Source organism: Devosia sp. (assembly GCF_017744655.1).
In the GTDB taxonomy this organism is placed as follows: domain Bacteria; phylum Pseudomonadota; class Alphaproteobacteria; order Rhizobiales; family Devosiaceae; genus Devosia.
This window is the reverse complement of record NZ_JAGIAW010000001.1, coordinates 414646-438406: the sequence shown is the minus strand read 5'-3', so window position 1 is coordinate 438406 and position 23761 is coordinate 414646. Positions and strand designations below refer to the sequence as shown.

Sequence of the window (23761 nt, the reverse complement as noted above, 5' to 3'; positions counted from 1 at the left end):
CGACAAGGACTTTCCAAGCGATGCTGACTCAAATTCTCCGCCTGGCACTTCTCACCCTGTCGCTTCTGCTGCCCACGCAGATGGTGCGCGCCCAAGACGCGGCCGTGGATATCCCGGCTCAAGTCACCGCCTTGGGTGAAGCAAGCCTGCGCGAACTCGGCGCCATCGTCACGACACTCGCCTCGACCGGCGACCCCAGCGTCGTTCCGGTCTTAACCGCCCTCGGCGAAGGCAATCTCTATCTCGACGAAACCTCCGGCGCGGTCGTCATCCAGCGCGGCTCCTCTATTACCGACCCGCTGACCGGCGAAGCCGTGGATCTCGGTGCCGACGCCGATCTCTCCCGCATCCGCGTCAATAACGGCCTGCGGCGCGATATTTCCGCTGCCCTCTCCGGCATGACGCTGATGAGCGACAACCCGGGCACGCGCCTCTCGGCCGCCCAGGGTTTCCTCGCCAAGCCGGACGCCGCCAATCTGCCGCTGCTCGACGAGGCCATCGCCGCCGAAACCGAAGCCAATGTGCGCTCCGCCATGCAGGCTGCCCGCGCTGTCACCATACTGACGAGCGAAGACGCCAGCGTGGAAGACAAGAACGCCGCGGTGCCCCAGATCGTCTCGGGCGCCGGCCGCAATGCCATCACTATCCTCACCGGCGCTCTCGCCAACGCACCCGACGAAGTGAAGCCGACCATCCAGTCCGCCATTTCCGGCCTCGAACAGGGCCGCGCCGTCTGGGGAGCGCTGCAAAACGTCTGGTTCGGCGTCTCGCTCGGATCGGTGCTTCTCCTCGCCGCCATCGGCCTTGCCATCACCTTCGGCGTCATGGGCGTCATCAATATGGCCCATGGCGAAATGGTCATGCTCGGCGCCTATACGACCTTCCTCGTCCAGCTCGTCATCCGCCAGAACTTCCCGGGCCTGCTCGATTATTCCCTGCTCATCGCCCTGCCCGTCGCCTTCCTCGTCACCGGCGCCATCGGCGTTGGCATCGAGCGCGGCATCATCCGCTGGCTCTATGGCCGCCCGCTCGAAACCCTGCTCGCCACCTGGGGCCTTTCCCTGATCCTGCAGCAGACCGTGCGCTCCATCTTCGGACCGACCAACCAGATGGTCATCGCGCCGACCTGGATGTCCGGCTCCACCGACTTCTTCGGCCTCGCCATCACCTACAATCGCTTCTGGATCGTAATCTTTGCGCTGATCGTCTTCTTCATGCTGCTGCTGATCCTCAACCGCACCCCGCTCGGCCTCCAGATGCGCGCCGTCACCCAGAACCGCCGCATGGCCTCGGCCATGGGCATCCGCACCCCCTTCGTCGATGCCATGACCTTCGGCCTCGGCTCCGGCATTGCCGGCCTTGCCGGTGTCGCACTGACCCAGATCGACAACATCTCCCCGAACCTTGGCCAGAACTACATCATCGATAGCTTCATGGTCGTGGTCTTCGGCGGCGTGGGCAATCTCTGGGGCACCTTTGTCGGCGCCCTGACCCTCGGCGTCGCCAACAAGTTCCTCGAGCCCTATGCCGGCGCGGTGCTCGGCAAAATCCTGATCCTGGTGCTGATCATCCTCTTCATCCAGCGGCGTCCGCGGGGCCTCTTTGCCCTTAAGGGAAGGGCGATCGAACAATGATGGCCTTCCCCTCACCCGTCTCGGGCTTTGCCCGATCCACCCTCTCCCCAATGGGGAGAGGAATGGTGCCCTCCTCTTGTTCTTCTCCCCATCGGGGAGAAGGTGGCGCGCAGCGCCGGATGAGGGGGGCTCTCCCCACGACTGGAGACTTTAGATGCTGACCCAAGCCCTGTTCCGCGCGCTCGACAAAAAGGCCGTCTGGGTCATCGGCATCTTCCTCGCCGTGGCCGTCCTCGTGCCCATGGCGAATCTCCTCATCCCGCCGGGCCAGTTCGGCCACGTCCCGACCTATCTCGTCTCACTTCTCGGCAAATATCTGAGCTACGCCATCCTGGCGCTCGCGCTGGACTTGGTCTGGGGCTATTGCGGCATCCTCTCGCTCGGCCATAGCGCCTTCTTCGCGCTCGGCGGCTATGCCATGGGCATGTATCTCATGCGCCAGATCGGCACCCGCGGCGTCTATGGTAATCCGACGCTTCCCGACTTCATGGTCTTCCTCAACTGGAAGGAGCTGCCCTGGTACTGGATGGGTTTTGACAATTTCTGGTTCGCCATGGCCATGGTCGTGCTGGTACCCGGCCTCCTCGCCTTCATCTTCGGCTTTTTCGCCTTCCGCAGCCGCGTGACCGGCGTCTATCTCTCGATCATCACCCAGGCGATGACCTTCGCCCTGCTGCTCGCCTTCTTCCGCAACGACATGGGTTTTGGCGGCAATAACGGCCTCACCGACTTCAAGGACATTCTCGGCGCCCCAGTTCAGGCCCAGTCGACCCGCGTCATCCTCTTTGCCGCGACCGCCATTGCCCTGGCCCTCTCGGTCCTCGTCTGCTCGATGATCGTCAATTCCAAACTCGGAAAGGTCATGGTCGCCGTGCGCGATGCCGAAAGCCGCACGCGCTTCATCGGCTACCGCGTCGAATACGTAAAACTCTTCGCCTTCACCGTCTCGGCCATCATGGCCGGTATTGCCGGCGCTCTGTATGTGCCGCAGGTCGGCATCATCAATCCCGGCGAATTCGAGCCCGGCAATTCCATCGAAGTCGTCATCTGGACCGCCGTTGGTGGCCGCGGCACCCTGATCGGCCCAATCATCGGTGCCATCGTCGTCAACCTCGGCAAATCCTGGTTCACCAGCGCCCTGCCCGAATTCTGGCTTTTCGCCCTCGGCGCGCTCTTCATCTTCGTAACGCTCTTCCTTCCCAAAGGCATCGTGGGTCTCTGGAAGCAGATCTTCGGTGCTCGCCGCAAAAAGGCCGAAGAACCCGCAGCCCCGACGCCAGCTCAATCGGCCGATATCGAGCGTGGTGAAGACCCCAGTACCTTCGACAGTGTCCAACCCCGGCCGGCGGAGTAAAGCCAATGAGCAAAGCTCAGGATACGATGCTCTACCTCAACGGCGTCTCCGTTGCCTTTGACGGTTTCAGGGCCATCAACAATCTCTCGATCATCGTCCGCCCCACCGAAATGCTGGCCATCATCGGCCCCAATGGCGCGGGCAAGACGACGATGATGGACATCATCACCGGCAAGACGCGCCCCGACGCTGGCGACGTCATGTTTGATGGCCGCACCGATCTCACCAAGCTCGACGAAGCCGCCATCGCCAATCTCGGCATCGGCCGCAAATTCCAGAAACCCACCGTGTTCGAAAGCCACACTGTGTGGGACAATCTCGAAATGGCGCTGAAGAAGCCGCGCGGCATTTTCGCTGCGCTCTTCTACACGCCCAGCGACGAAGACGTTGCCCGCATCACCGAAATCCTCGAAACCGTCCGTCTCCTGCACCGCAAGGACGAATACGCTGCCAATCTCAGCCACGGACAGAAGCAGTGGCTCGAAATTGGCATGCTGCTTGCACAAGATCCGAAGCTGCTGCTCGTCGACGAACCCGTCGCCGGCATGACCGACAGCGAGACCGAGGAGACCGCGAAACTGCTGCGCGAAATCGCAAAAACCCGGTCGGTGGTAGTGGTCGAGCACGATATGAGCTTCGTGCGCGAGCTGGGCTCGCGCGTCGTGTGTCTGGCCGAAGGCGCCGTGCTGGCCGAGGGATCGCTAGATCAGGTCAGCGCCAATCCAGTCGTGATTGAAAGGTACCTTGGCCGATGACCGCAGCACTCTCGATCTCAACGATTGACCTTCATTACGGCGCCGCCCAAGCGCTCAAGGGCGTGTCCATCGATTGCCAGCCGGGCAAGATCACCGCCGTCCTCGGCCGCAATGGCGTGGGTAAATCGTCAACCCTCCGCGCCATCACCGGCATTAATCACATCTCGTCGGGTGCCATAACTTTCGGCAGCGACGTGCTCAAAAAAACGCCACCCTACAAGCGCGCCCGCATGGGCATCGGCTACGTGCCGCAGGGTCGCGAAATCTTCCCGCTGCTGACGGTGAAGGAAAACCTCGAAACCGGCTATGCCGGCCTTGGCCGCAGCGAACGCAATATTCCCGAATACATTTTCGAGCTGTTCCCCGTGCTCAAGTCCATGCTTGGGCGGCGGGGCGGCGATCTCTCGGGTGGCCAGCAGCAGCAGCTCGCTATCGGCCGCGCTCTGGTCACCCGACCCAAAGTTCTGGTTCTCGATGAACCCACCGAAGGCATTCAGCCCTCGATCATCAAAGACATCGGCCGTGCGCTGCAATTCCTGCGCGACGAGAAGGGCATAACCATCCTTTTGGTCGAGCAATTCCTCGATTTTTGCCGCGAAATTGCCGACGACATCTACGTCATGGACCGCGGCGAAATCATGCACAAAGGCCCGGCGAGCGATCTCGACCTGCCGGATGTGAAAAAACACCTGATGGTATGAAAAAGGCACCTGACCGAAGCCAGATGCCCTTTGAAACTTCAGGAAGCTTTCGCTTACTGGGTCACGAAGCCGCCTGTCGTGCATGCTTCAAGCGTGATGGTATCGAGGTCGATCGTTGCAGTCGCGGCCTGAGCTTCATTCACTCCAGGTGCGTCAGTGACGGTCGCATCAGTGCCGCCGGCAGTGGAATCTGCGTTGGATTCGGTCTTCCCATCCTCGGTAGTGCCCGCAATCGACTCGGTGGTCGAAGCATTTGCCAGCTGGTCGCAGCGTTCCTGCACAGCCGGCATATCAGTTTCAGAAACGGCGACGCCATTGATCGTCATGCCCTGCGCAAATGCAGCACCGGTAAGAGCGACAGTAAGGGCGGCAACAGACAAAGCAGATTTGATGGTCATTTGAATAACCTCTTGAAAATTCTCTATGAAAGAGCGTTTGCTCGCATAAACAACGAGATGATCGCAGGATCGTTGCAATGAATTTCGTCGCCTCGTCAAATTTGGAGGCGTTTTCACCTCCTCCCGTGCTGCAACGAGCAAGAGGCACTGGCCGCCTTCGCACCAAGCAACGCGACGGAAAGACTTGTATCGACACACTTTTCCAGGAGGGTTGCGGGAAAATCCGCCTGCCGCATACGCATTCCTCCGCCCTCGAAGCCGTGTTTATCAATACCGCTGGTGGTATTACGGGCGGCGACCATTTGCGCTGGGGCGCGGATGTTGCGCCGGGCGGAAAGCTGGTCATCACCACCCAGGCCTGCGAACGCAGCTACCGCTCCACAGGCGACACGGCGCATGTCGAGGTCGATATCACCGTCGGAAACAATGCCCATCTCGATTGGCTCCCCCAGGAAACCATCCTCTTCGAAGCTAGCAAACTCGACCGACGGCTGACGATCCACCTCGACGAGTGCGCGACGCTAACCGCTATCGAAGCCGTTCTCCTCGGCCGCGACGCCATGGGCGAGGAGGCGCGGGACGCGCAGTTTTCCGACACCTGGCGCATCTATCGCGGCGATCGTCTGATCCATGCCGAAGCGACCCGCCTGACCGGCAACGGCAGCGAGCGCGATGGCCTTTCCCTGCTGCGCGGCTGTCGGGGCTTTGCTTCAGTGCTGCATGTCGCCGCTAGTCCCGACAAGGCCGAGCAGCTCCTCAGTCGCGTCCGCGCGCTCCATCCCCCTGGCGGCCTGATCGCCGCCAGCGCCAACGGCGAGCGGCTCGTGATCCGGGCAATGGCCCGGACGGGACTTGCCTTGCGAAAACTTCTGGTTCCAACTCTCATCGAACTGACCGGCGCCTGCTCCCTGCCGCGTCTGTGGCATCTCTAGGAAACGGCCGATGAACCTTACACCCCGCGAAAAAGACAAACTCATCATCGCCATGGCCGCCATCGTCGCGCGCAAGCGACTCGAGCGCGGCGTCAAGCTCAACCACCCTGAGGCCATCGCCCTGATCACCGACTTCGTCGTCGAAGGCGCTCGCGATGGCCGCGCTGTCTCCGAGCTGATGGAAGCCGGCGCCCATGTCATCACCCGCGCCCAGGTCATGGAAGGCATCGCCGAGATGATCCACGACGTGCAGGTCGAAGCGACTTTCCCCGATGGCACCAAGCTCGTCACCGTCCACCAACCCATCCGCTAAGAGGCAAAACCATGCTCAAGCGCATCACCCTCGCTCTCGCCATCACCGCAGCCGCCACCCTGCCCGCCTTCGCCCATCTCGATCCCGCCGAGCACGGCTCCTTCGCCGCCGGCTTCAGCCACCCGCTCTTTGGCCTCGATCATATCCTCGCCATGGTCGCCGTCGGTCTCTGGGCCGCCATGCAGGGCGGCCGCGCTGTCTGGATCGTCCCAGCCGCCTTCGTCGGCACAATGGCCGTGGGCTTTGCCGCTGCCATCGCTGGCGTCCCCCTGCCCTTCGTCGAGCCGGTGATCCTTGCGTCGGTGATCTTCATCGGTGTCGCCATTGCGCTGGCCTTGCCCATCCCGACTGGTGCCGTTGCCGCCATGGTCGGCTTCTTCGCCTTCTTCCATGGCCATGCCCATGGCGGAGAACTCGGCGAAGCTGGTGCCTGGCAGTTTGCCATGGGTTTCATCATCGCCACCGCCGTTCTCCACGCCGTCGGCATCGGTCTTGGCCTTGCTCTCGCCCGCTTCGGCGGCAAGGCGCTGTCGCGCATCGCTGGCGTGGCGACGGCCCTCGGCGGCCTCTGGCTCGCCTTCGGCGCGTGAGATTGGCCATGATGATCCCGGGCCAAGTCTTCCCAGCCGCCGGCACTGTCGAGCTTAATGCAGGGCTCGAACAGCTCGTGCTCGAAGTCGCCAATACGGGAGATCGACCGATCCAGGTCGGCTCCCACTATCACTTCTACGAAACCAATGCCGGCCTGAGCTTCGATCGCGAAAAGGCGCGCGGCATGCGTCTCGATATCGCCGCGGGCACCGCGGTGCGATTCGAACCCGGCCAGAGCCGCGAAGTGCGCCTCATCCCCATCGGCGGCGACCGCAAGATCTACGGCTTCCGCCAGAAGGTCATGGGATCGCTGTGACCATGCAGGCACGCTTCGGCAAATCTTGGCTCACGCCATGGCAATCGCAGCAGAATGGTGGTTTAAACCCCGCCACAGAGAACTGCCTTTGCCTGGATGATCATGACTGCCGAAGCCCCGACCACAGAAGTCCGCAACGCCGAATTCAAGCAGCGCTTCATCGCCATGCTGACCGACCTGCAGGATACGGCAGCCGAGGATGGCGAGGCCATAGCCCTGATCGGCCACCTTGCCAGCGACCTTTCGAGCAACCTACAGCAGGAGAACTGGTCCTCCGCGAAGAAAGTGGTCACCCCGCAGGTCTACAACGACCTTTTGACGGTCTTCCAGCAGCGCGGCAACGAATACCACCAGGCCGGCAAGGCCAAGCACGCCTATGCCATCCAGGCGCTCGCCATGTCGCTGGTCTCGGGCACCATGCGCGCCGACCAACAGATGGCGCAAGGCGAGAAAATCCTCGACAGCCTGATCGATCACTCGGTCGGCGTCTATCGCTCGCTCAATCCGGTCAAGCCGAACTAACCGCTCTCAAAACTCTCCATCGCAACGCCACCGCACGCACGGCCCTTAGGGGCCGGGCGCTTTTCGTGTTTGTCGCCCCCATTCAACGCCTCTCCTGATTTCCGGAGTTTCGCCATGCCCGCCCGCATTTCCCGCGCCACCTACGCCGACATGTACGGCCCCACCACCGGTGACCAGGTGCGTCTGGCCGATACTGAGTTGTTCATCGAGGTGGAGAAGGATTTCACTACCTATGGCGAGGAAGTGAAGTTCGGCGGTGGCAAGGTGATCCGTGATGGCATGGGCCAATCCCAGCGCACCCGCGCTGAAGGCGCCGTCGATACTGTCATCACCAATGCGCTTGTTGTCGACTACACCGGCATCTTCAAGGCCGACATCGGCCTCAAGAACGGCCGCATCGTCGGTATCGGCAAGGCCGGCAATCCCGACACCCAGTCGGGCGTCGACATCATCATCGGCCCCTCGACTGAAGCTATCGCCGGCGAAGGCAAGATCCTCACCGCCGGCGGCATGGACGCCCATATCCACTTCATCTGCCCTCAGCAGATAGAAGAAGCCCTGATGTGCGGCATGACCACCATGCTCGGTGGCGGCTCCGGCCCGGCTCATGGCACACTGGCAACCACGTGCACCGGCGCCTGGCACGTCGAGCGCATGATCGAGAGCTTTGACGCCTTCCCGATGAACCTTGCGCTCGCCGGCAAGGGTAATGCCGCGGTTGCCGCTCCGCTCGAGGAGATGATCCTCTCCGGCGCCTCGGCTCTGAAACTGCACGAAGACTGGGGCACCACGCCCGCCGCCATCGACAACTGCCTTTCGGTTGCCGATGCCTATGACGTGCAGGTGATGATCCACACCGACACGCTCAATGAATCCGGCTTCGTCGAAGACACGGTTGGTGCCTTCAAAGGCCGTACCATCCACGCCTTCCACACCGAAGGCGCTGGCGGCGGCCACGCCCCCGACATTCTGAAAGTCGCGGGCCTGCCCAACGTCATCCCCTCTTCGACCAATCCGACGCGGCCCTACACGGTCAACACCATTGCCGAGCATCTCGATATGCTCATGGTCTGCCACCACCTCGACCAGTCGATCCCCGAAGACGTCGCCTTCGCCGAAAGCCGCATCCGCAAGGAAACCATCGCGGCCGAGGACATCCTGCACGACATGGGCGCCCTCTCCGTCATTTCGTCGGACAGCCAGGCCATGGGCCGCGTCGGCGAAGTGCTGATCCGTACCTGGCAGACGGCGGACAAGATGAAGCGCCAGCGCGGCAAGCTGAGCGAAGAAACCGGCGACAATGACAATTTCCGCGTCCGTCGCTATATCGCCAAATACACGATCAATCCGGCCATCGCCCATGGCCTCAGTCAGCACATCGGTTCCATCGAAGTCGGCAAGCGCGCCGATCTCGTCCTCTGGAACCCCGCCTTCTTCGGCGTAAAGCCCGAAATGGTGATCCTCGGCGGGTCCATCGCTGCCGCCCCGATGGGCGACCCGAACGCATCCATTCCGACGCCACAGCCCATGCACTACCGCCCCATGTTCGGCGCCTATGGCAAGCTGGTCAGCCGGTCCTCGGTCACCTTCATCTCCCAGGCCGCCCATGACGCCGGCCTCCGCAATCGCCTCAGCGTCGACAAGGATTTACTCCCCGTCCACAACACCCGCGGCGGCATCGGCAAAGCCTCGATGAAGCTCAACTCCGCCACGCCCCACATCGACGTCCACCCCGAAACCTACGAAGTGCGCGCCGACGGTGTACTTCTGACATGTGAACCGGCTACGGTGTTGCCTATGGCACAACGATATTTCCTGTTCTGATGAAAAAACCGGTCGGCGTTACACTCAAAGGTCTCCCGACCGATCCCATCCTCGCGCTGCGCGCCAACGACCTGCTGGCCAAGGGCCGGCAGCTTGAAAGCCAGGGCAAAATTGCTGACGCTGCGCGCGTCAGTGCCGAACTGGTCAATGTCGCGCCCGATCTGGCCGAAGCGCACCAGTTCATGGGCAGCATGGCCATGCGAACGGGTGCCGCCGAAATCGCCGCCATGAGCTTTGAACACGCTCTTCGCCTGAAACCACGCTCGGCCGATCTCCACGTCGCCCTCGCCCAGGCTTTGCTGGCGCTCCGGCGCCCCGCCGATGCCGCACGCCTCCTCGACAAGGGGCGCACCCTGCACCCCAATGACGCGCGCATTTTTAGCGAATTGGGCCAGGCCCAGCTAGACCTCGGCCAGAAGGCTGCCGCCCTCAAAAGTTTCTCGCGTGCCGCCAAGCTGCGTCCGGGCGATCTCTATTCGAGCCATATGGCGTCAGCCCTGACCACGACAGGCACGCCGGACGCCGGCTATGTCGCCGAACTCTTCGATTCCTATGCCGAAACATTCGACGCCCACCTGACCGGCAAGCTTGAATATCGCGTACCCGAGGCTCTCGCCGCCATGCTGGCCGAACACGCATCGGCTCACGGCCCGACACTCGACGTCGGTTGCGGCACAGGGCTGATGGCAACGGCGCTGCCGGAAGCACTACGGCCGATCGACGGTATCGACATTGCCCCCAAAATGGTCGCCAAAGCCAGGGAGCGCGGCATCTACCGCCATCTCCACATAGGCGATGCCGCCGCGGCTCTCTCGACCGAGTCCAAACTGGCCGGACCCTACGGTCTGATCGTTTCCACCGATGTGTTCATCTATGTCGGCGAGATCACAGCACTGTTCGCGACATTGGCCCAGCGCCTCGCTGCCGATGGCGTGCTGGCCTTTTCGATCGAACTCCATGAAGGAGAAGGCGTCGCCATCCGCTCCAGCGGCCGCTTCAGCCACAGCCCCAGTTACATCAAGGCCCTCGCAACAGCGAATGGCCTTACCGTCCTCGCAGAAAAGCCCCATGCGATCCGGCTGGAACGCGAGATCCCGATCCCCGGTCAGCTTTACCTTCTCAAACGCGGCTGAGCTGACAGGAAAATCGTGCCCGCAACCCTCGGAGACTTCTAGATTTCATCACGCTGACACCTTGCCAGAACAATCAATCACCATGATTGTGGAGACAGTTGCCTGGGTGTTTCGCACTGTTTCCAACGAAATCGAGGAAAAGCCATGATCGATTTGAGGAGCCTCATCGCGGGCGGTGTTCTTGTGCTCGCCGCTGGTGCGGCCCTGGCTCAGGAAGCCCCGGCGCCCGCCGAAACGGCGCCAACCGCTCCCGCAGCGCCCACCGTGACCGCCACGCTGACCCTGTCCCTCGAGGCCACTAGTGATATCGAGCGCCGCACGGTCATCTACCAATGCGACGACGGCACCGGCTTTCGCACCCAATATGTGAACGCCGCGCCCAATTTCCTGGCCATCCTGCCGGTCGAAGGCGATACCTATATTTTCGTCACCACCGTTTCCGGATCCGGCGCCCGTTACGTCTCCGGCCCATATGAATGGTGGACGAAGGGCGACGAAGCGACCCTGCGCGATCTCCAGGCCGCCGAGGACGCGCCTCCGCTGGCGACGTGCCTTGCCGCAGCCAACACGCCCTGAGCTGTAGACGGCCGGGTCGCCATGGAACCATACACGACTGCCGAAATATTCCCGCACATCCGCATCGTAATGGGAACGGTGGTCGGGTTGGGCATTACCCGCCTGCTCATGACCTTCGCCAATATGGTGCAGCACCCGGATCGGCGCGACCGCTCGGTGCTGCATCTGCTCTGGATGGGTTCGATCCTGCTCGAACTCGTCCTTTTCTGGTGGTGGGAACTCGCCCTGTTCCGGCTCGACACCTGGAATTTCGGCATCGTCATCTTCATCATCTTCTACGCCGTCACCCTCTTCATGATGGCGGCCCTGCTCTGTCCGGACATTATTTCAGAGTACAAGGGCTACGGCGATTTCTTTCTGAAACGCCGCCATTGGTTTTTTGGCCTGCTCGCCACCACCTTCGTGCTCGATACGCTGGACACATTCATCAAGGGCGGCCCGCATATGGCGCGTTTCGACGCGTCCTATTTCATGCAGGTGCCGATCGGCATCGTTCTCTGCATCATCGCCTGGCGCTCGACCAATCAACGTGTGCATTTGTTTGTGGTCGGGGTGCATATCGTCTACCAATTCTTCCTGATCGGACGTTTCTTCTACGTCACCCAGTGATTCAGGGACTTACCACCGCATGCTTCGTGCCGTTGCCCATTTGCCCGCCCATCACGGCCGCGGCGCCGCCATCGACAGCATCACCCTCGCCCACGACGAGCGCCGCCTGCGCCGCAAGCTGCTCACCGGCAAGAACGGCACCGAGGTCCTCGTCGACTTCCCCAATACGGTGACGCTCGACCACGAAGGCGCGCTGGAGTTGGACGACGGGCGCCTGTTCGAAATCCTGGCCGCGAAGGAAATCCTCTACGCGGTGACCGCCAATGATGCCGCTCATCTTCTGCGCCTGGCCTGGCACATTGGCAATCGCCACACTCCGGCCCAGCTTGACGCCGACCGCATTCTCATCAAGCGCGACCATGTGCTCAAAACCATGCTCGAAGGCCTCGGCGCCAAGGTCACCGACGTGACCGAACCCTTCTTTGCCGAGCACGGCGCCTATCACAGCCACAACCACGCCGAACCGGCCCACGCCCTCCTCGCCCGCAAGTGAGCACCGATCTGCAAAAACTGCTGACCTGGCTCTCTCCCGCCTTTCCGGTGAGCGCCTTTGCCTGGTCCGCCGGCCTCGAAACCGCCATCGTCGGCCGCCTCGTGCACAATCGAAAAACCGCCGAAGACTGGATATCAGGCGCCCTGCTCCACGGTGGCCTGCGTACCGACGCCATCCTCCTCGCCCACGCGCAAAAAACACCCCGGGCTCCCGAAAAGCTGCAGGAACTGGCTGACCTCTGCCTTGCGCTGACGCCAGCCCGCGAGCGTCACGCCGAAACCACCATGACGGGCAATGCCTTCGCGACCGCCAGCGCCGCCTGGCCCGTCGATCCGCCGCTCGACCTGCCACATCCCTGCCCCTATCCCATCGCAGTCGGCGCGCTGGCCGGCGCCCATGGCATCGGCCTCCTCGACACGCTCGTCGCTTTCCTAACGGCCACAGTGCACAGCCAAGTGTCTGTCGCCGTGCGCCTCGTGCCCATCGGCCAGACCGATGGCCTCGCGATCATGGCTGCGCTCGAACCCGAAATCGCAAAATTGGCAAAAGCGTGCCAGCACGCGACGCTGGACGAAATCGGCAGTGTCGCCTATGGCGCTGACATCGCCCAGATGCAGCACGAAACGCTGCCCACAAGGATCTTCCGTTCATGAACATGTTCATCGCGTCCATGATGTTCATCGCCCTCTTCGCCGTCTCGCTGGCGCACTTCCTCTGGTCGGTCGGACGCACCTGGCCAATCCGCAACGAGAAACTGCTGGCCCAGACCGTGGTGGGTTTCAAGGACATCGAGCGCATGCCGCCCCGTCTGGCGTCTTTTGCCGTGTCGATCGCCACCATCGCTGCCGGCATCTACGCCCTGGCGCTGGCCGATCACGACAGCGGCGGCATCTTGCTCGATCTCGGCGGCATTGCGCTTGCCGCCGTGTTCCTCGCCCGCGGCATTGCCGGCTACACCACCTGGTGGAAGACGCTGACACCCGAACCCAACTTCCGTCTCAACGACGCGCGAGTATACTCTCCGCTGTGCCTTGCTTTGGGCCTGGGTTTCCTCGCCCTCGTCGTCTTTCGCTTTCTCTGATTAAGGAGTCTTGCCATGACCAAAAGCCTCAATGGACCGCTCCGCATCGGCATTGGCGGCCCCGTCGGGTCGGGCAAGACCACTCTCTGTGAAATGCTGCTCAAGGCCATGCGTGATCGCTACTCGATGGCGGTGGTCACCAACGACATCTATACCCGCGAGGACGCCCTGATCCTCGCCCGCGTCCAGGCCATTTCCGAGGACCGGATTGTCGGCGTCGAAACCGGCGGCTGCCCGCACACGGCCATTCGCGAAGACGCCTCGCTGAACCTCGCGGCCATCGACGATCTCAACCGCAAATTTCCCGATCTCGACATCGTTCTTATTGAAAGCGGCGGCGATAATCTCGCGGCCACCTTCTCCCCCGACCTCGCCGATCTGACCATCTATGTGATCTCGGTCGCGCAGGGCGAAAAGATCCCCCGCAAGGGCGGCCCCGCCATCTCGCGCTCCGATCTGCTTGTCATTACCCACACCGACCTCGCGCCCTATGTCGGCGCCAGCCTCGAAGTGATGGAAAGCGATACCCAAAAGGTGCGCGAAGGCCGGCCCTATGTCTTCACCGACCTTTTGCGCCGCGAAAGCCTCGATCAGATCATCGGCTTCATCGAAAAGCACGGCGGTTTCCAGGCCGTAGCTGCCGAATAGTCTTGAGCGGCCATATCCGCCTGCGAAAGCTCCTGGATGCACCGGTATCGCTGCCGGCGCTTCCCCACGGCGTAGTCATTGACCCGCTACATCGTACGCGCCCTATCGAACTCCACGCCCTGCTCCGGACCGCATACGCCAACGGCGGCGGTACCGTGGGCGATTTCGATAGCTGGTGGTGGCCACTCGTCGAAGACGAAGAGTTCGACCCGGCCCTGGTCATCGTCGCTACCACGCGGGACACGCCCGTCGGCCTCATCCAATGCTGGACGAGCTGTTTTGTGAAGGACTTGGTCGTCGCGCCTCTGTGGCGCAATCAGTCTCTGGGGACCTACCTGCTCAACGCTGCCTTCCTGAAACTTCAGCAGCGTGGCGCACCTCATGTCGACCTCAAGGTCGAGGCATCCAACCTTGCCGCCCAGCGCTTCTATCGCCGGCACGGCATGGTTGAGGTTGGCCCCTAGTCGACCATCACCACATGGCTCACCAGATTGCCGCCGGCAAAATGATGCAGCAGCAGGCCCGGCGGATCGACAATCTCACTCTCTCGCCCATCGAGCCGCAGCCGATTGGCCCTGGTGACCGACGGCGCCATTGTCGCATGACGACCGGCAAAGCGCGTGAACATCGGCCGGTGTACATGGCCGCAGGTCAGCGCCAGAACCGTGTCTCCCGCCGCCTCGATCACCGCCGCGAGCCCTTCGCCATTGAAGCAGATATTGCGATCCTTGCCGTCGATACCGGTCAGGAAGGGATGCTGATGCTGAAAGATCAGCGTTGGCAAATCTGATCTGGCGAGTTCCGCCGCCAACCATTCGAGCCGCGGCCCCGCATCGCCGTGATGCGCACCCTCCACTGTCACATCGAGGCCAATGAAGCGAAATCCGCCGACCTCACCGAGGACATTCAGCAGGCGATCACTCGTCCAGTCGAAACGTTCGCCAAAGGCCTGCCGCATGTCGGCGTGGTCATCCACATTGCCGGGCACGACGAAGTAAGGACACCCGAGGCTTTCCAGCCGTTCCCTCACGGCCCGATAGCTGCGGTCATACGCATCTTCCGCCAGATCGCCGCTGACGATGACCGCGTCCGGCCGCATGGGACGGAGCCAGCCCAGCACTTTGTCGAGCCGGTCGAGCCTTTCGCTCGACCCGTTCGCATGGATATCGCTGAGCTGGGCAACAATCATTGCGCGGTGGGTCTCACCAGAGCCAGCACCGTGCGCGCACCGACCTGAACCTGACCGTCGGCAATGGTGACAGCCGTGTCGGGATCGGAGTCGATACCTACGACCCAGTCGCCTTCCGGCAGCTTGGCGGAAACAGGCTCGATCCGGCGATTGAACCAGACCAGCACCTCGTCATCCTTGTGCCTGAGATGCATCCCAAGCACCGAAGCACCGCCGTCGTTCCAGTCGCCTTCAGTCATCTCGCGGCCATCAGGGTGCAGCCAGACGACATCGCGCACGCCATGCCGATCCTGTCCATTCAGGAAATGGTCGTGGCTCACCGCCGGATGCGCCTTGCGGAAGGCGTTTATCGCCGCGACGAAATCCACCAGCGCCCCATCGGCGCCTTCCCAGTCGAGCCAGGTGATCTCGTTGTCCTGCGCATAGGCGTTATTATTGCCCTGCTGCGTCCGGTACATCTCGTCGCCCTGCTGGATCAGCGGGGTTCCGCGCGACAGGAACAGCGTCGCCAATAGTGCCCGCACATCGCGCTTGCGCGCCGTGTTGATCCCCACGTCATCGGTCTCGCCTTCGACACCGCAGTTCCAGGACTGGTTATTGCTGTGCCCGTCGCGATTGTTCTCGCCATTCGCCTCATTGTGCTTGTCGTGATAGCTCACGAGATCGCGCAGGGTAAAGCCATCATGCACGGCCAGCATGTTGACGCCGTGATGCGGCTTGCGGCCGGCAAAATCGAAAATCTCGGCAGAGCCCGAAACTTTCCCCGCCAGCGCCCCGATCTTGGCCGGCTCGCCCTTCCAGAAGGCACGCACTTCGTCGCGGAACGTGTCGTTGTGCTCCTGGAATTCCTTGCCGAATTTGCCAAGCGCGTAGCCGCCCGGACCCGGATCCCAAGGCTCGGCCACGAGGATGCACTTGGAGAGCACCGGATCGGCCTTGATCTTCTTGAGCATCTCCGCTTCCGGATTGAAGCCCGGCTCGCGGCCTAGCACCGTCGCGAGGTCAAAGCGGAAACCGGACACGCCCATTTCCTCGACCCAATAGCGCAGGCTCTCGATCACCAACCGCTGCACGGCCGGATGATCGCAGCGCAGCGTATTGCCGGTGCCGGTATCGTTGACGAGGTGCTGCTTTCCGTCGACTTCGACGAAGCGATAATAGGTGTGCGCATCGAGCCCCATCATGCTCAGCATCGGGCCCTGCGCATCGCTCTCGCCGGTGTGGTTGTAGACCACGTCGAGGATCACCGAGATGCCGTTCTTGCGATAGAGGTCAGTCATCACCCGCAATTCCTGCGGGCCGCGCGGCGCCAGCCGCGGGTCGATGGCGAAATAAGCCACCGGATTATAGCCCCAGGCATTGGTCAGCCCGAGCGCCGGCAAGTGCCCCTCATCGATCCACGCCGCCGTCGGCATGAGCTGGATCGTGTCGACGCCCATATGCTTGAAATGGTCGATCACCCACTTGGTGGTCAGCCCGGCAATGGTCCCACGCAGCGGCCCCTGTACGCTCGGATGGCGCATGGAGAAACCACGCACATTGAGTTCGTAGAACAGGCTCGGCGCCTTCTTGCGCGGCAGGATGTTTTCGTTGCCCTCGCCGACCACAATCGCCTTGGGCATCAGCGGCGCCGTATCCACGGCCTCTTCGCGCCTGAGACGCAGACGGGGAGAGCGCACAAAAACCCTGTCGAGCCGCCGCGCATAGGGATCGACCAGCAGCTTTTGCGGATCGAAGAAAAACCCCTGGTCCTCGTCATAGCGCCCGTCGGCGCGCAGCCCGTAGCGTGCGCCTGCGCCGATGCCGGCAATCAAGCCAGCCCGGATGTTTTCGGCATGAACGTCGAGCTCGAAGCGCTCGATTTCCTTGTCCTGCTCGTCAAAGAGCGAGACCCAGATTGCTGTCGCGGCCTCGGAATAGACCGCGAAATTGACGCCCTCGGGCGTGATCGTGGCGCCGAGCTTTTCGATGCTTCCGGCGCCGGGAACGAGATGTGGGCCCGTCAATTGCGTGCGCTCAAGTGATGACGCTGGGTTCGGTGCGCCCCGTCCGGGCTTTGATGCCGGCGAGGTCTTCGGTGATCCCGACAAGAGGCTCGAGGGCGCGTTGGACATCGAGATCGTGGTTTCCATTGGGGGGCTCATACTGTTCGAGGTAGACCCGCAACGTCGCGCCCACCGTGCCAGTTCCTGAGAGCCGCAGGACTATTCGCGAACCGTCCTTGAACCCGATCCGAATGCCCTGTTTTGCGCTGGTCGAGCCATCCACCGGATCGTGATAGGTGAAGTCATCCGCGTAGGCGACTTCCAGCCCGTTGAGCACCTGCCCCGGCAGCGCCGAAAGCCGCCCGCGCAGGTCATCGACCAGCGCATTGGCGATCGCGCTGTCGACTTCCTCATAGTCGTGGCGCGTATAGTAATTGCGCCCATAGGTGGCCCAGTGCTCGCGCACGATGGCGTCGACGCCCTGCTTGCGCACGGCCAGGATATTGAGCCAGAGCAGCACGGCCCAAAGCCCGTCCTTCTCGCGCACATGGTCCGAGCCTGTACCGGCGCTCTCTTCACCGCAGATGGTCACCCGGCCAGCATCAAGCAGATTGCCGAAGAACTTCCAGCCCGTCGGCGTCTCATGCATTTCGATGCCGAGCTTTTCCGCCACGCGATCGGCTGCAGCGCTCGTCGGCATGGAGCGGGCGATCCCGGCAATCCCAGCCTTATAGCCCGGCGCCAAATGCGCATTGGCCGCCAGCAGCGCCAGCGAGTCCGACGGCGTTACGAAGCGGTTCTTGCCGATGATCAGGTTGCGGTCACCGTCACCATCCGAAGCCGCGCCGAAATCCGGCCCCGCCTCGGTCATCAGCAGGTCGTACATGTCCTTGCAGTAGACCAGGTTCGGATCGGGATGGCCATGATTGAAGGTCGGCGACGGCACGCCGTTCTTAACCGTCCCTACCGGAGCGCCCAGCAGGCCCTCAAGGATCGCCTTGGCATAGGGCCCGGTGATCGCGTGCATCGAGTCGAAGGTCATGGTGAAGCCCGACTTGAACAGCCCGCGAATAGCTTCAAAATCGAACAACGTTTGCATCAGCGCCGCATAGTCCTTCACGGGGTCGATCACCTCGACCACCATCTCGCCGACCTGCTGCGCGCCGACCTTGCTCAGATCGACATCGGGCGTATCGAGCGTCTTGTAGGTGTCGATGACCTTGGTGCGCGCATAGACCGCGTCGGTGATCTTCTCCGGCGCCGGCCCACCATTGCCGACATTGTACTTGATGCCGAAGTCGCCTTCCGGCCCGCCCGGATTGTGACTCGCGGAGAGAACAAGTCCGCCAAAGGCCTTGTATTGACGAATGATATTGCTCGCCGCCGGTGTCGAGAGCAGGCCACCCTGCCCGACCAGCACCTTCCCAAAGCCATTGGCTGCGGCAATGCGGATCGCCTTCTGAATCGCAACGTCGTTGAAGAAGCGCCCGTCCCCGCCGATTACCAGCGTCTGGCCCTCGATCCCTTCGAGGCTGTCGAAGATCGACTGGATAAAGTTCTCGACATAGTTCGGCTGGCTGAAAACCGGCACTCGCTTCCGGAGGCCCGAAGTGCCCGGCTTCTGGTCGGCATAGGGCGTGGTCTTAATGGTCTGTATCGTCATCGGCTTTCAGTCCAATCAGCGATGCATAGAGCTGGGCATAGCGGGCGGCGCTGGATTCCCAGCTGACGTCCGATTTCATTCCCCGCCTCTGCATCTTCTTCCAGCTTTTTTCGTCGGCGTAGAGTTCGAGCGTGCGCCTGATAGCATTGGCCAATGCGGCCTCATCGGGCGGCGCAAACTGCACCCCAGTCGCTACCTCAGCCTGCAATGCGGCAACATTGGCGTCGATGACTGTGTCATTGAGCCCGCCAACGCGACTAACGAGCGGAATACAGCCGTAACGCAGCGCATAGAGCTGCGTCAGACCGCAGGGCTCAAAGCGCGAGGGCACCATCATCACATCTGCCCCGCCCTGCACCAGATGGCTCAGGCGCTCATTGTAGCCGGTCACGAGCCCAACCCGCCCCGGATGCCGCATGGCCGCGCCACGCACGGCATTTTCCAGCTCTGCCTCGCCCGAACCGAGCACCGCAAGCTGTGCACCGGCATCGACCATCATATCGATGCAGTTGACGAGGAGATCGATCCCCTTCTGCCAGGTCAGGCGACTGACCACCGCAAAGAGCGGGCTATCGGATGGCTCCAGCGCAAACGCTTCCTGCACCGCTGCCTTGTTTGTGGCGCGGCTGCCGAGCGAATTGGCGGTATAGGTCGAGCTCAGGCTCTGGTCGGTCGCCGGATTCCAGGCATCCATGTCGATGCCGTTGAGCACACCAAACACCGTAGCGGAGCGATTATTGAGGAGGCCATCGAGCCCCATCCCAAAAGCCTGGGTCCGGATTTCTGCGGCATAGGTCGGCGACACCGTCGTCACCACATCGGCGCATTCGACGCCAGCCTTGAGATAGCCGATGCCACCGAAATACTCGACGCCCTCTACCGAAAAAGCATGCGGCGGCAGGCGCAATTGCCCAAAAATGTCGGCGCCAAACGTGCCCTGAAAGGCCATGTTATGGACGGTCATCACCGTCTTCAGCGTCGCCGAAGGCCCATATTTCACATAGGCACCGACAAGTCCGGCCTGCCAGTCATGAGCATGGATGACCTGCGGCCGATAGCCTTCGACTAGTCCCGTCCCCAGTTCCGCCGCCACCCAGGAGAGCGCCGCAAAGCGCTTCCAGTTGTCCGGCCAGTCCCAGCCATCGGGGCCCATGTAGGGATTGCCCGGCCGATCGTAGAGCGCCGGGGCATCGAGCACGATGAGATCGAGCCCCTCAGCCCGCCCGGCAATCAGCCTGCCGGTCACGCCGAACAGGTCGCTGAAATAGTAGACCTCGCGCGATTGCCCGAGCTTGGCCATGACCGCCGGATAGCCCGGCACCAGCGTGCGCATGGAAACGCCGGTCTTGGCGAGTGCGGACGGCAGGGCGCCGGCCACGTCGGCCAGCCCCCCGGTTTTGATCAGCGGATAGACTTCCGAGGCAACGGAAAGAACTTCGATCATCGATCAGCCAGATACCTGTTGACCATGGCCTGGGTAATGAGGGTCACCCCCTCCTCCGTCCGCCGGAACCACTTGTCGTCGAATTCCGGATCTTCGCCGACAACCAGCCCTTCAGGGATGGAAACGCCGCGATCGATCACGACCTTCTTGAGCCGCGCATTCCGCCCAATATCGCAATAGGGCAACACCACAGCTTCATCGAGCGTCGAATAGGAATGCACGCGGGAGCCGGTCGACAGCAACGTGCGCTGCAGATGACCGCCCGAAATGATGCAATCACCCGACACCAGCGAGTTCACTGCCGAACCACGGCGCCCATCAAAGTCGTGCACGAACTTGGCCGGCGGCGTGATCTCGGCATAGGTCCAGATCGGCCAGTCACGATCATAGAGATCGAGCTGCGGGTTGATATCGGTCAGGTCGATATTGGCCTTCCAATAGGCGTCGACCGTACCCACGTCGCGCCAATAGGAAACCGTTTCGTTACTGGAGCGCACGCAAGAGCGCGGAAACCGATGCGCCCAGGCCGTGCCGTTCTTGACGATATAGGGGATGATGTCCTTGCCGAAGTCGCGGCTTGACCCCTCCGTCGCCGCGTCGCGACGGAGCTGTTCCATCAGGAAACGCGTCTCGAACACATAGATGCCCATCGAGGCGAGCGCCATGTCCGGCTTGTCCGGAATACCTGGCGGGTCCTTGGGCTTTTCGACGAAATCGACCACCCGGTCGCGTCCGTCGACATGCATCACGCCAAAGCCCGTCGCTTCCATGCGCGGCACTTCGAGACAGCCGATGGTCACGTCAGCGCCCGTATCCACATGCTGCCGGAGCATGATTTCGTAGTCCATCTTGTAGATATGGTCGCCGGCCAAGAGCACGATATAGCGCGCGCCGTAATCCTCGATGATGTCCATGTTCTGGTAGACGGCATCAGCGGTGCCCGCATACCACATGTCTTCCTTTACGCGCTGGCTCGCCGGCAGCACGTCAAAACTTTCGTTACGTTCGGTGCGGAGGAAGTTCCAGCCGCGCTGCAGGTGGCGGATCAGGCTATGCGCCTGATACTGCGTCGCAACCGAAATGCGGCGGATGCCCGAATTGATGGCATTAGACAGCGCGAAGTCGATAATGCGCGACTTGCCCCCAAAGTAGACGGCAGGCTTGGCGCGCCGGTCGGTCAATTCCATCAAACGCGTGCCGCGCCCCCCGGCAAGCACATAGGCCATGGCTTCACGCGCCAATGGAGACGGTACTCGATAATCAGCCATTTATTTCCCTCCACTACTGCCCGCATTGAAGCGGAACGTATTCACCCGAGACGGATCACTCCGGCTCATATTTCAAAAACAGCGTTGCCAGCGGCGGAAGGTACAGTTCCATTTCCGCAGGCATATGCCGCCCCTCTACGGCATGGGCGGTCACCGCCCCCTGATTTCCAGTATTGCCCCCGGAATACCAGCCGGCATCCGTATTGATCCGCTCCACCCAGCGCCCCGCATGGGGCACCGGCACCTTGTACCCGCTGCGTGGCACTGGCGTGAAATTGGAGATGACGATCACAGGATCGGCCCCCTCGGCCTTTCTCACCCATGCATAGACGGTATTGGTCTGGTCATTGCCGATCAGCCACTCAAAGCCCTCAGGCTCACAATCGTGCTCATAGAGGGCGGGCAGGCTGCGATAGGCCGCATTGAGATCGGCCACCAGCCGCCGCATGCCCTCATGCGGCGCCGAGTCCAGCAGCCACCAATCGAGCCCGCGGCTTTCCGACCATTCCTCGCGCTGCGCGAATTCCTGGCCCATGAACAGGAGCTTCTTGCCCGGATGCCCCCACATGAAGGCGAGATAGGCGCGCAGATTGGCAAACTGCTGCCAGTCATCGCCCGGCATTTTCGACAGCAACGCGCCCTTCCCGTGCACCACTTCGTCATGGCTCAGCGGCAGCACGAAATTCTCGCTGAACGCGTACATGAGCCCAAAGGTCATGTCGTTGTGATGGTAGCGCCGATGGATAGGATTACGGCTCATGAAACGCAGCGTGTCGTTCATGAAGCCCATGTTCCACTTGAAGCCGAAACCAAGCCCGCCATTGTAGGTCGGATGGCTGACCCCCGGCCAGGATGTCGACTCCTCGGCAATCATGAAGGCGCCCGGAAACTGCCGATAGACCTCGGCATTGACGCGCTGCAGGAACGCCACCGCTTCGAGGTTTTCGTTGCCACCATGCTTGTTGGGCACCCATTGCCCCGGCTGGCGCGAATAGTCGAGATAGAGCATCGAGGCCACCGCATCGACGCGCAGCCCATCGATATGGAACACTTCGAACCAGTAGAGCGCGCTATTGGTCAGGAAGGCCGAAACCTCCTTGCGCCCGAAATTGTAGATCGCCGTATTCCAGTCGGGGTGATAGCCCTGCCTGGGATCGGCATGCTCATAGAGCGCCGTGCCATCGAAGCGCGCCAGCCCGAATTCGTCGGTCGGGAAATGCGCCGGCACCCAATCGAGGATGACGCCCAGCCCCGCCTCATGCGCCGCATTCACCAGCCGCGCGAACCCGGCGGGATCGCCATGGCGCGAGGTCGGCGCGAAAAGCCCCGTCGGCTGATAACCCCAGCTCGGATCGAACGGATGCTCGGAAACCGGCAGGAATTCGAGATGGGTGTAGCCCATATCAGCCGCATAGGGCACGAGCTGCTCGGCCAATTGGTCATAGCTCAGGAACGAGCCATCCGGCCGTCGCCGCCATGAACCCAGATGCACTTCGTAGATCGACATCGGCGTGCGCCGCCAATCATGGCTGGCGCGCTCTTCCATGTACTTCTGGTCGGTCCAGGTGAACGGCGTCGGATCGGGAACCACCGAAGCCGTGCGCGGCCGCAGTTCGGCCTGCCGCGCAAACGGATCGGCTTTCAGCGGCAGAACCTTGCCGTCTGGCCCGACGATTTCATACTTGTAGATCGTCCCGGTCCCGAGCACGGGAATGAACACTTCCCAGATGCCGTTGCGATTACGCATCGGGTTGCGCCGCCCGTCCCACTGGTTGAACGCGCCAACCACCGAAACACGCTGCGCATTGGGCGCCCAGACGGCGAAATGCGTACCGTGAATACCTTCAAATTCCATCTCATGGGCGCCGAGCTTGTCGAACATCCTGAGGTGGCTGCCTTCGCCGATATAGAAATCGTCCATCGGCCCGAGCACCGGCCCGAAGGAATAGGGGTCGAACACGTCCCATTCCCCGCCGGCATTCTTGGCACGATAGCGGATCGGCTGCCGCTGGTCGATCTCGACCTTGCCCTCGAACACGCCACCGGCGTGGCGGGGATAGAGGTCCCCGAGTTCCTTCCCATCGAGCGTGAAGGCCACAACCGATTCCGCATGCGGAATGAAAGCGCGCAACGCCCATTGCCCGTCGACTTCGTGCAAGCCCAACACGCCGAAGGCATCCCTGTGGCGGCCCGCCACGATTTCTTCGACGTCACGGCTATCGGCCTGCCAAGTTTCCCTGCTCACGCCCTATATCCCCCCATGACCGGCCGCTTCCATATCGGCGGTCGTACTCTGGAAAGGTCGCAGACCCGCTTTCGGATCCACGACCCG

The 23761-nt window shown here is 62.1% G+C and carries 25 protein-coding genes; 18 read left to right on the top strand and 7 right to left on the bottom strand.

From position 1 onward, the window contains the following. Positions 1 to 20 precede the first annotated feature (20 nt). From urtB to urtE, 4 genes are all read left to right on the top strand, one after another. A complete protein-coding gene (gene urtB / locus J7557_RS02165) occupies positions 21 to 1634 on the top strand; it encodes an urea ABC transporter permease subunit UrtB (RefSeq protein WP_291416886.1) in 1614 nt (537 codons plus the stop codon). 154 nt (positions 1635 to 1788) lie between these two features. Then, positions 1789 to 2988 carry an urea ABC transporter permease subunit UrtC gene (gene urtC / locus J7557_RS02160; protein WP_291416884.1) on the top strand — a complete coding sequence of 400 codons (1200 nt, stop codon included), beginning with the start codon at positions 1789 to 1791 and terminating at the stop codon, positions 2986 to 2988. 5 nt (positions 2989 to 2993) lie between these two features. Beyond that, positions 2994 to 3743, top strand: a complete 750-nt coding sequence (urtD, locus tag J7557_RS02155; protein WP_291416882.1) for an urea ABC transporter ATP-binding protein UrtD — start codon at positions 2994 to 2996, stop codon at positions 3741 to 3743. Then, positions 3740 to 4444 (top strand): urea ABC transporter ATP-binding subunit UrtE, encoded by a 705-nt coding sequence (urtE, locus tag J7557_RS02150; protein WP_291416880.1) that lies wholly within the window; start codon positions 3740 to 3742, stop codon positions 4442 to 4444. The genes urtD and urtE overlap by 4 nt, the downstream gene beginning before the upstream one ends. Positions 4445 to 4497: 53 nt before the next feature. Here the strand turns inward: urtE and J7557_RS02145 are convergent, their stop codons facing one another. Beyond that, complete coding sequence (locus J7557_RS02145) at positions 4498 to 4842, bottom strand: hypothetical protein (RefSeq protein WP_291416878.1); 345 nt, start codon at positions 4840 to 4842, stop codon at positions 4498 to 4500. Between the two features lie 260 nt (positions 4843 to 5102). Here J7557_RS02145 and J7557_RS02140 point away from each other — a divergent pair, with 260 nt between their 5' ends. From J7557_RS02140 to J7557_RS02075, 14 genes are all read left to right on the top strand, one after another. Continuing rightward, positions 5103 to 5774, top strand: coding sequence for an urease accessory protein UreD (locus J7557_RS02140; RefSeq protein WP_291416876.1), 672 nt, complete (start codon positions 5103 to 5105; stop codon positions 5772 to 5774). Between the two features lie 10 nt (positions 5775 to 5784). Continuing rightward, positions 5785 to 6087, top strand: a complete 303-nt coding sequence (locus tag J7557_RS02135) for an urease subunit gamma (protein ID WP_291416874.1) — start codon at positions 5785 to 5787, stop codon at positions 6085 to 6087. An 11-nt stretch (positions 6088 to 6098) separates the two neighbouring features. Next, positions 6099 to 6677: a HupE/UreJ family protein gene (locus tag J7557_RS02130; RefSeq protein ID WP_291416873.1), complete on the top strand. Its 579-nt coding sequence runs from the start codon at positions 6099 to 6101 to the stop codon at positions 6675 to 6677. A gap of 11 nt (positions 6678 to 6688) precedes the next feature. Then, positions 6689 to 6994, top strand: coding sequence for an urease subunit beta (locus tag J7557_RS02125; protein ID WP_291418266.1), 306 nt, complete (start codon positions 6689 to 6691; stop codon positions 6992 to 6994). Between the two features lie 102 nt (positions 6995 to 7096). Further along, positions 7097 to 7516, top strand: coding sequence for a hypothetical protein (locus J7557_RS02120; RefSeq protein WP_291416871.1), 420 nt, complete (start codon positions 7097 to 7099; stop codon positions 7514 to 7516). A 114-nt stretch (positions 7517 to 7630) separates the two neighbouring features. Then, complete coding sequence (gene ureC / locus J7557_RS02115) at positions 7631 to 9340, top strand: urease subunit alpha (protein WP_291416869.1); 1710 nt, start codon at positions 7631 to 7633, stop codon at positions 9338 to 9340. After that, a complete protein-coding gene (locus tag J7557_RS02110) occupies positions 9340 to 10473 on the top strand; it encodes a methyltransferase domain-containing protein (protein ID WP_291416867.1) in 1134 nt (377 codons plus the stop codon). The genes ureC and J7557_RS02110 overlap by 1 nt, the downstream gene beginning before the upstream one ends. 144 nt (positions 10474 to 10617) lie before the next feature. Then, complete coding sequence (locus J7557_RS02105) at positions 10618 to 11049, top strand: MliC family protein (protein ID WP_291416865.1); 432 nt, start codon at positions 10618 to 10620, stop codon at positions 11047 to 11049. A 21-nt stretch (positions 11050 to 11070) separates the two neighbouring features. After that, entirely contained in the window at positions 11071 to 11658 is a 588-nt protein-coding gene (locus J7557_RS02100) for a hypothetical protein (protein WP_291416863.1), read from the top strand. A 19-nt stretch (positions 11659 to 11677) separates the two neighbouring features. After that, positions 11678 to 12151, top strand: coding sequence for an urease accessory protein UreE (locus J7557_RS02095; RefSeq protein ID WP_291416862.1), 474 nt, complete (start codon positions 11678 to 11680; stop codon positions 12149 to 12151). Further along, a complete protein-coding gene (locus J7557_RS02090) occupies positions 12148 to 12804 on the top strand; it encodes an urease accessory protein UreF (protein WP_291416860.1) in 657 nt (218 codons plus the stop codon). Before J7557_RS02095 ends, J7557_RS02090 begins: the two co-directional genes overlap by 4 nt. Then, positions 12801 to 13232 (top strand): DUF3995 domain-containing protein, encoded by a 432-nt coding sequence (locus J7557_RS02085; RefSeq protein WP_291416858.1) that lies wholly within the window; start codon positions 12801 to 12803, stop codon positions 13230 to 13232. The genes J7557_RS02090 and J7557_RS02085 overlap by 4 nt, the downstream gene beginning before the upstream one ends. Positions 13233 to 13247: 15 nt before the next feature. Next, positions 13248 to 13880: an urease accessory protein UreG gene (gene ureG / locus J7557_RS02080; RefSeq protein ID WP_035087311.1), complete on the top strand. Its 633-nt coding sequence runs from the start codon at positions 13248 to 13250 to the stop codon at positions 13878 to 13880. Between the two features lie 2 nt (positions 13881 to 13882). After that, on the top strand, positions 13883 to 14344 hold the full coding sequence (locus J7557_RS02075) for an N-acetyltransferase (protein WP_291416854.1): 462 nt from the start codon (positions 13883 to 13885) through the stop codon (positions 14342 to 14344). On the opposite strand, the gene J7557_RS02070 is transcribed toward J7557_RS02075, so the two are convergent. The 6 genes from J7557_RS02070 to glgB are packed head-to-tail and all read right to left on the bottom strand — an operon-like array spanning position 14341 to position 23674. Continuing rightward, positions 14341 to 15069 carry a metallophosphoesterase gene (locus tag J7557_RS02070; RefSeq protein WP_291416852.1) on the bottom strand — a complete coding sequence of 243 codons (729 nt, stop codon included), beginning with the start codon at positions 15067 to 15069 and terminating at the stop codon, positions 14341 to 14343. The two genes, J7557_RS02075 and J7557_RS02070, sit on opposite strands and share 4 nt — an antisense overlap. After that, positions 15066 to 17075: a glycogen debranching protein GlgX gene (gene glgX / locus J7557_RS02065; RefSeq protein ID WP_291416851.1), complete on the bottom strand. Its 2010-nt coding sequence runs from the start codon at positions 17073 to 17075 to the stop codon at positions 15066 to 15068. Before glgX ends, J7557_RS02070 begins: the two co-directional genes overlap by 4 nt. A gap of 10 nt (positions 17076 to 17085) precedes the next feature. Beyond that, the gene (locus tag J7557_RS02060) at positions 17086 to 18717 is read right to left on the bottom strand and encodes an alpha-D-glucose phosphate-specific phosphoglucomutase (protein ID WP_291416849.1); all 1632 of its coding nucleotides are present in this window, start codon (positions 18715 to 18717) and stop codon (positions 17086 to 17088) included. After that, on the bottom strand, positions 18698 to 20158 hold the full coding sequence (glgA, locus tag J7557_RS02055) for a glycogen synthase GlgA (RefSeq protein WP_291418263.1): 1461 nt from the start codon (positions 20156 to 20158) through the stop codon (positions 18698 to 18700). Before glgA ends, J7557_RS02060 begins: the two co-directional genes overlap by 20 nt. Further along, positions 20158 to 21429 (bottom strand): glucose-1-phosphate adenylyltransferase, encoded by a 1272-nt coding sequence (gene glgC, locus J7557_RS02050; RefSeq protein ID WP_291416847.1) that lies wholly within the window; start codon positions 21427 to 21429, stop codon positions 20158 to 20160. Before glgC ends, glgA begins: the two co-directional genes overlap by 1 nt. A 55-nt stretch (positions 21430 to 21484) precedes the next feature. Beyond that, the gene (gene glgB / locus J7557_RS02045; protein WP_291416845.1) at positions 21485 to 23674 is read right to left on the bottom strand and encodes a 1,4-alpha-glucan branching protein GlgB; all 2190 of its coding nucleotides are present in this window, start codon (positions 23672 to 23674) and stop codon (positions 21485 to 21487) included. Positions 23675 to 23761 lie beyond the last annotated feature (87 nt).

Coding starts and splice junctions, on each gene's coding strand:
- urtB (WP_291416886.1), top strand. CDS start 21: ATGCTGACTCAAATTCTCCGCCTGGCACTTCTCACCCTGTCGCTTCTG.
- urtC (WP_291416884.1), top strand. CDS start 1,789: ATGCTGACCCAAGCCCTGTTCCGCGCGCTCGACAAAAAGGCCGTCTGG.
- urtD (WP_291416882.1), top strand. CDS start 2,994: ATGAGCAAAGCTCAGGATACGATGCTCTACCTCAACGGCGTCTCCGTT.
- urtE (WP_291416880.1), top strand. CDS start 3,740: ATGACCGCAGCACTCTCGATCTCAACGATTGACCTTCATTACGGCGCC.
- J7557_RS02145 (WP_291416878.1), bottom strand. CDS start 4,842: ATGACCATCAAATCTGCTTTGTCTGTTGCCGCCCTTACTGTCGCTCTT.
- J7557_RS02135 (WP_291416874.1), top strand. CDS start 5,785: ATGAACCTTACACCCCGCGAAAAAGACAAACTCATCATCGCCATGGCC.
- J7557_RS02130 (WP_291416873.1), top strand. CDS start 6,099: ATGCTCAAGCGCATCACCCTCGCTCTCGCCATCACCGCAGCCGCCACC.
- J7557_RS02125 (WP_291418266.1), top strand. CDS start 6,689: ATGATCCCGGGCCAAGTCTTCCCAGCCGCCGGCACTGTCGAGCTTAAT.
- J7557_RS02120 (WP_291416871.1), top strand. CDS start 7,097: ATGACTGCCGAAGCCCCGACCACAGAAGTCCGCAACGCCGAATTCAAG.
- ureC (WP_291416869.1), top strand. CDS start 7,631: ATGCCCGCCCGCATTTCCCGCGCCACCTACGCCGACATGTACGGCCCC.
- J7557_RS02110 (WP_291416867.1), top strand. CDS start 9,340: ATGAAAAAACCGGTCGGCGTTACACTCAAAGGTCTCCCGACCGATCCC.
- J7557_RS02105 (WP_291416865.1), top strand. CDS start 10,618: ATGATCGATTTGAGGAGCCTCATCGCGGGCGGTGTTCTTGTGCTCGCC.
- J7557_RS02100 (WP_291416863.1), top strand. CDS start 11,071: ATGGAACCATACACGACTGCCGAAATATTCCCGCACATCCGCATCGTA.
- J7557_RS02095 (WP_291416862.1), top strand. CDS start 11,678: ATGCTTCGTGCCGTTGCCCATTTGCCCGCCCATCACGGCCGCGGCGCC.
- J7557_RS02085 (WP_291416858.1), top strand. CDS start 12,801: ATGAACATGTTCATCGCGTCCATGATGTTCATCGCCCTCTTCGCCGTC.
- ureG (WP_035087311.1), top strand. CDS start 13,248: ATGACCAAAAGCCTCAATGGACCGCTCCGCATCGGCATTGGCGGCCCC.
- J7557_RS02070 (WP_291416852.1), bottom strand. CDS start 15,069: ATGATTGTTGCCCAGCTCAGCGATATCCATGCGAACGGGTCGAGCGAA.
- J7557_RS02060 (WP_291416849.1), bottom strand. CDS start 18,717: ATGACGATACAGACCATTAAGACCACGCCCTATGCCGACCAGAAGCCG.
- glgC (WP_291416847.1), bottom strand. CDS start 21,429: ATGGCTGATTATCGAGTACCGTCTCCATTGGCGCGTGAAGCCATGGCC.